Raw genomic sequence first — 5,826 nt, 5'->3', positions numbered from 1 at the left:
CTTCGCCTTCACCCTTCGCTTGGGCATCTTGTTGCGGAGCTGAAGGCCCAACTCGTTGTAAATCCTGTGCGTACGCTTCATGTTGATCTCCCAGCCTTCACGGCGAAGAAGAACGTGGACGCGGCGATAGCCATAGCGGACGCGCGTCTCGCAGATCTCACGGATGCGGGCTTCGATGCCGGCCTGCTCGCGGCGGCGGGATTTGTAGTGGTAGGTCGAGGTGTCCATCTCCAGAACCCGGCAGGCCCTGCGGATCGACACGCCCCAATCACTGCGAACCCCGTTCACCAGCTCGCGTTTACGAGCAGGCCTCACAGTTTTCGGTGGATGACGTCCTGCAGCATCTCCTTGTCAAGCGACAGGTCCGCCACGAGCTTGCGCAGCTTGGCGTTCTCGTCCTCAAGCTGCTTCAATCGACTCATGTCCGGCGGCAGCATGCCGTCGTACTTCTTCTTCCAGTTGAAGTAGGTTGCTTGGCTGATCCCGGCCTTGCGGCAGATGTCTACCACGGGAACGCCGTCCGCTCCCTGCTTCAGAATGAACGCCTTCTGCGCGTCTGAGAATCTGGATGCCTTCATGGTCCTTCGCTCCTCCCAGCCTGGGGAGATTACGGCGAAAAACTCTAACTCCAAGCGATCCAGTTTTCCGGGATCAGATCAGCATCGACAGCCAGAGCGTCAAAACCACGGAAAGCGGTGGGCCGCGCGGCTATGATGCAGGCAAGAAGATCAAGGGCCGCATGCGCCACATCTTGACCGACACCGAGGGCAATCTGGTCCACGCCATGATCCACACCGCCGACATCCAGGATCGAGACGGTGCACCGCTGGTGCTGGCCGAGATCATCAAGCGCTTCCCGTGGCTGCGCCATGTCTTCGCCGATGGCGGCTATGCAGGCGACAAACTCCGCCAGGCGTTGCGCCGGATCGGCAGATGGACCATCGAGATCGTCAAACGGTCCGATACGGCCAAGGGCTTCGTGGTCCTCCCACGCCGTTGGGTCGTCGAGCGGACGCTGACGTGGCTCAACAGGAACCGCCGACTTGCCAAGGACTTCGAGCAGGCTATCGCCTCAGCAACCGCATGGCTGTTCATCGCCTCGATCCAGCTCTTCATACGTCGCATCGCAAGGCTATGACTTTAAATTCTATAATTTTGAATCAGGCTCTTAGCTGCTCCCCGGTGATACGGATTCAGCCATCAATGGTGATAGAATTCAGCTAGATCGTTAAATGCTGGGGTTGCCATCACCGCCAATCGTTGATGATGCCGAGGGGATGATCACCGCACCCTGGCATTCTTGTTTGATGCACAATGGTCAAGGGCCGACCGGTTTCGACGCTCCAGTTCGGACCGCTGAACGTCGGGTCTCGCGGCGGTTGGCGTCACCGCTGAAACTTGAGCACTCCGCCTAGCATTTATCTTGAGATACGTCATGTTTGTACTTATGGCAGGATAGGAGCGACGAATAGACGAAGATGCATTGTTCGCGGTTGGCACGGTATTGGCGGCGCTGGGTGGGTTGCTCGAACGCAAGGGCATCTGCACTACGCACGAGTTGGCCGAGACGCTGGGCGGCGTTGCCTGGATGACTCAGGAGGCAGGTGACGAGTATAAGGCTCGCGCTGCGTATATCGGGAGTTGGGCGCACATGGTGCGTGCGGCAGCACTTGAGGCCGGTAAGGCGGGCGCAAATTAGCGTCATCGCCGCTGATAACCGAGTTACTGTCGCTCCGCGGCAGCAAGCCAAATCAGGGTCGTAAACAGGGGACTATCAGGCATCCCGTGATCGTTCATGTCTCAGGGCATGTCCATCGCGCCACAGCTAACCTTAGGCAAGTCTCGGCACCAAGCTAACGGCAAAAAGCCTATCCGGAGACAAACGACTTTTGGCCGTCAAAGTTAGGCTTGAGCACTCTCGCGCCATCGCGCAAGCGGTCCAGCTCGTCTGACCAGAACTGCATCAACACAACCCGTTCGTTCCAGTACTCACCCGCGTGTACACGCGGCGGACCCCGTTGTTTTCCATATGCGCCAATTGCGATGTATCCATCCGGCGTGCCCCGCCTTGCCTGGTTCTAGGCGAACGCTCTTAAGGACGCTCTCGAGAGCGCACTCAGGAGCGGTGGATGCGGCAGATTACGGTTATGCATGGGCCCGAGCGTCGTCGGCGCTGGACTGACGAGGAACGGCTGCGGATTTTGGCTGAGGCCGGGGAACCTGGCGCGTGCGTTGCCGACGTAGCGCGGCGGCATGATATTTCGACGGCCCGGATCTACACTTGGCGGAACAAGCTGCGCCCCCAGATTGCAGGGCCGCAGTTCGCCGAGGCGGTCGTCGATGTTGGCGATGCTGGGCTTCCGGTTTCGGAACCATCGCCCGCCATCGTGGTGGAAGTGGGCAACAAGGTGCGCATGACGATCTTCCCGTCCGCACCTGCCGCGCTGGTGACGACAACGTTGAAGGCCCTGCGGTGATCCCTTCGACGGCGCGGGTATGGATTGCGATGGGGCACACGGATATGCGCAAAGGCATGCAGGGTTTGGCCCTGCAGGTTCAGCAAGGGCTGGGGCGCAATCCCCATGGCGGTGATCTTTTCGTGTTCCGCGGGCGGGCCGGCGCGCTGGTCAAAATCATTTGGCACGACGGTGTCGGCATGTCGCTTTACGCCAAGCGGCTCGAGAAAGGTCGCTTCATCTGGCCATCGGCCAAGGACGGCATGGTGTCGTTGACGCCCGCACAATTGGCCTGTCTACTCGAGGGGATCGACTGGCGGAACCCGCAACATACCGGCCGCCCGCAGAGTGCCGGATAGACCAGTAATTCCGGCGGTTTTCAGCGTATTTTCTGCTTTGGCTTTGGTCGATTGTGTGATTCCATCAGCCCCATGGACACGGCCATTTCGCCCTTGCCGGACGATATTGAAGCGCTCAAGGCGCTGGTGCTGGCGGCAACGCGCAAGGCGGATCTTGCCACCCAGCGCGCCGCCGATGCCGAGGCAAGGTTGGCCAATGCACAGGCACAAGCCAGCGCCACCGAGGCGATGATCGCACATCTCAAGCTGCAGATCGCCAAGCTGCGGCGCGAACAATATGGCCCAAGTGCCGAACGCACGCGGCGCCTCCTCGACCAGATGGAACTCGAGCTCGAAGACCTCGAGACCGATGCAACCGAAGATGGCCTGATCGCGGTGACCGCCGCAAACACAGTAACCACCATCGCCGCGTTCGAGCGTAAGCGCCCCTCACGCAAGCCATTCCCCGAACATCTGCCGCGCGAGCGCGTCGTCGTCCCGGCACCATGCGCATGCCCTGCCTGCGGCGGCAGCCGCTTGTCGAAGCGGGGCGAAGATGTGACCGAGACGCTCGAGGTGATCCCGCGGGCATGGAAGGTCATCCAGACGGTGCGTGAGAAATTCTCGTGCCGCGATTGCGAGACCATCACGCAGCCGCCCGCGCCGTTCCATGTCGTGCCGCGTGGTTGGGCCGGTCCCAGCTTCCTCGCCATGGTGCTGTTCGAGAAGTACGGCCAGCACCAGCCTCTGAACCGGCAGGCCGAACGCTTCGGGCGCGAAGGCGTGCCGATCAGCGTGTCAACGCTGGCTGACCAGGTAGGCGCTGCATGTTTTGCGCTGATGCCGATCTTCAAGCTGATCGAGGCGCATGTCTTTGCCGCCCAACGGCTCCATGGCGATGACACCACCGTGCCGGTCATGGCCAAGAGCAAGACCGATACCAGCCGACTATGGAACTACGTGCGTGATGACCGCCCGTTCGGCGGCGCCGATCCACCGGCCGTCGTGTTCCGCTATTCACGCGATCGGCGTGGCGAGCATCCACAGGCACATCTGGCAAACTGGTCCGGCATTCTGCAGGCCGATGCCTTTGCCGGCTATAACGAGCTCTATGCGGCAGACCGCAAGGCGGGCCTGATCCTTGAGGCTGGCTGCTTCGCGCATGCCCGGCGCAAATTCTTCGAGTTGGCCGATGTGGAAGGCGCGGCGCGCAAGAAGACCCGTGGCGAGAAGACCGGCCAGATATATCCGATCGCGCTGGAAGCGGTGCAGAAGCTCGACGCGCTGTTTGAGATCGAGCGGACCATCAATGGCAAGAGCGCCGAGGAGCGGCTTGCCGTTCGCCAGGCATTGAGCGCGCCGCTGATGGCCGAACTGCACGCATGGCTGACCGCGCAACTGGCGAAGCTGTCGCGTCACCATGATCTGGCCAAGGCGATCAACTACATGCTGCAGCGCTGGCATGGCTTCAGCCTGTTTCTCACCGATGGCAGGGTTTGCCTCACCAACAATGCCGCCGAGCGCGCGCTGCGCTGTGTGCCCCTGGGCAGGAAGGCGTGGCTGTTTTGCGGCTCGGATCGCGGCGGGCAGCGGGCCGCCATCGTCTATTCGCTGATCCAGACCTGTCGCCTCAACGATGTCGATCCGCAAGCGTGGCTCGCCGATGTGCTGGCTCGAATTGCCGAGCATCCGACCAGCAAGCTTGCGGATCTGCTGCCTTGGAATTGGCAACTTGGACCGGCTTGCTGTCAGTCGTTGCACTTCCATGCCTGTGGAACTGCCGTTCAAGACACGACTCTATCTCGGGTGTTGCCGCCGAGTCCGTGATCCGGCATAATTTCGCCATGATCCATGTTCTGTTCTCATCCGCTGCAGGCACATTGGGTCAGATTTTGATGGACCGAGGCCAAGCAGATCGTGTCGCTTACTTTTCCGACACGCTCGATTGGGGGCCTATCCAAAGCGGCAGTTTCTTGGAGCGCGAAGAATGGTTCGACAAATTTGCGCCGGTCGAATTTGGCAAGTGTGATTGGCTTGATGAAGGCGCATCGAGTTTCAGGCGGACGGTTCTTGCAAATCCAGACCGTTTGATCTGGATATCTCCTCGCTGCCAGCAAGATCTTGCTGGGTTGTTTTGGTTTTTGGCAGAATTCGGCGGCGAAGGGGCTCAAATGATAGTGGCCGATTATCCGCTGCATGGAACATGGCGTAATGAGCCGCCGCTACGCCTCAGCGAGTTACAAGAGGATCAAATCGCCGAATTACTCGATGGCTGTCAACGGAGGGCTTGGGATTCGTCAGAGTATCCCGAAGACCGATGGTCCACCTTGATGGCCGAGAATTCATGCCTTCGTATCGCTGAAGGCGGCGGCCTTCGCAGCGTAGATGCAGATTATTTCGACCATTTCCTCGTCGCGCAATGCCCAACGGATTGGACGAAAGCTCATCGCCTAATCGGTGATGTGATGGGCACTATTTGGAACTCTGGTCATAGTCCTGATGCCGCATTCCTTTACTGGCGCCTTCGAGAATTAATCCAATGCAGCACAATCGCCAGCGACGGAGAGTTGCCCACGTTCGGTGATCCTAAGAATGCGCCGAAGGTGCGTCTGCTGCGATAACCTCAACCGGGTATCCAATCTGTCGTCCGCTCCCCCGCGAAATCCGACATTCCGAAGATTAAAGTAGCGCAACGACAGCGGCCTTCACCGGATGGCTACATTGCGATCAATCGCATCCGGATTGAAACGCCCGGTCTCGTTGAGAAGGGTGGCCGCCATTGCCCGAAAGCCATGCGCGGTCATTTCCTCTTGTCCCAAGCCAAGGGCCCTCAAAGCGGCATTGACCGTGTTTTCCGACATGGGCCGCGTGGAGGTGCGGAATGATGGAAAGCAATAACGGCCCTGACCCGTCAGGTCCCATAGGCCCTCAAACAGTCCTAACCCGTCTTATTCATGAGGTCGCTGTTCCGGTCTGATCGGTTTTGATTGTTCGCTGGCGGCATGATGCAGTGGCGCGTCATCGACGGTGTT

General features: G+C 59.7%; 3 protein-coding genes and 4 pseudogenes. 5 read left to right on the top strand and 2 right to left on the bottom strand.

Translation table 11 applies throughout. The features are described from left to right. A pseudogene (locus ABIC78_RS21385) lies at positions 1 to 578 on the bottom strand (transposase); the annotation flags it as partial. An 80-nt stretch (positions 579 to 658) separates the two neighbouring features. On the opposite strand from ABIC78_RS21385, the pseudogene ABIC78_RS21380 reads away from it, so the two are divergent. The 5 genes and pseudogenes from ABIC78_RS21380 to ABIC78_RS21355 all read left to right on the top strand — a co-directional run. Then, positions 659 to 1,138 (top strand): annotated as a pseudogene (locus tag ABIC78_RS21380) (IS5 family transposase); the annotation flags it as partial. Between the two features lie 991 nt (positions 1,139 to 2,129). Beyond that, positions 2,130 to 2,477 (top strand): IS66-like element accessory protein TnpA, encoded by a 348-nt coding sequence (gene tnpA, locus ABIC78_RS21370; protein ID WP_354491946.1) that lies wholly within the window; start codon positions 2,130 to 2,132, stop codon positions 2,475 to 2,477. Then, the gene (gene tnpB, locus ABIC78_RS21365; protein ID WP_354491944.1) at positions 2,474 to 2,815 is read left to right on the top strand and encodes an IS66 family insertion sequence element accessory protein TnpB; all 342 of its coding nucleotides are present in this window, start codon (positions 2,474 to 2,476) and stop codon (positions 2,813 to 2,815) included. Before tnpA ends, tnpB begins: the two co-directional genes overlap by 4 nt. Positions 2,816 to 2,887: 72 nt before the next feature. Next, positions 2,888 to 4,525, top strand: a pseudogene (tnpC, locus tag ABIC78_RS21360) (IS66 family transposase); the annotation flags it as partial. 113 nt (positions 4,526 to 4,638) lie between these two features. Continuing rightward, positions 4,639 to 5,415, top strand: coding sequence for a DUF3658 domain-containing protein (locus ABIC78_RS21355; RefSeq protein WP_354491942.1), 777 nt, complete (start codon positions 4,639 to 4,641; stop codon positions 5,413 to 5,415). 93 nt (positions 5,416 to 5,508) lie between these two features. Here ABIC78_RS21355 and ABIC78_RS21350 read toward each other — a convergent pair. Next, positions 5,509 to 5,718: pseudogene (locus tag ABIC78_RS21350) on the bottom strand (integrase); the annotation flags it as partial. Between the last annotated feature and the right edge of the window lie 108 nt (positions 5,719 to 5,826).

The organism is Novosphingobium sp. 1529, assembly GCF_040544855.1.
Lineage (GTDB): Bacteria > Pseudomonadota > Alphaproteobacteria > Sphingomonadales > Sphingomonadaceae > Novosphingobium > Novosphingobium capsulatum.
Note: the sequence above shows the minus strand (reverse complement) of the source record. Positions and strands in the feature narration are given on the sequence as shown.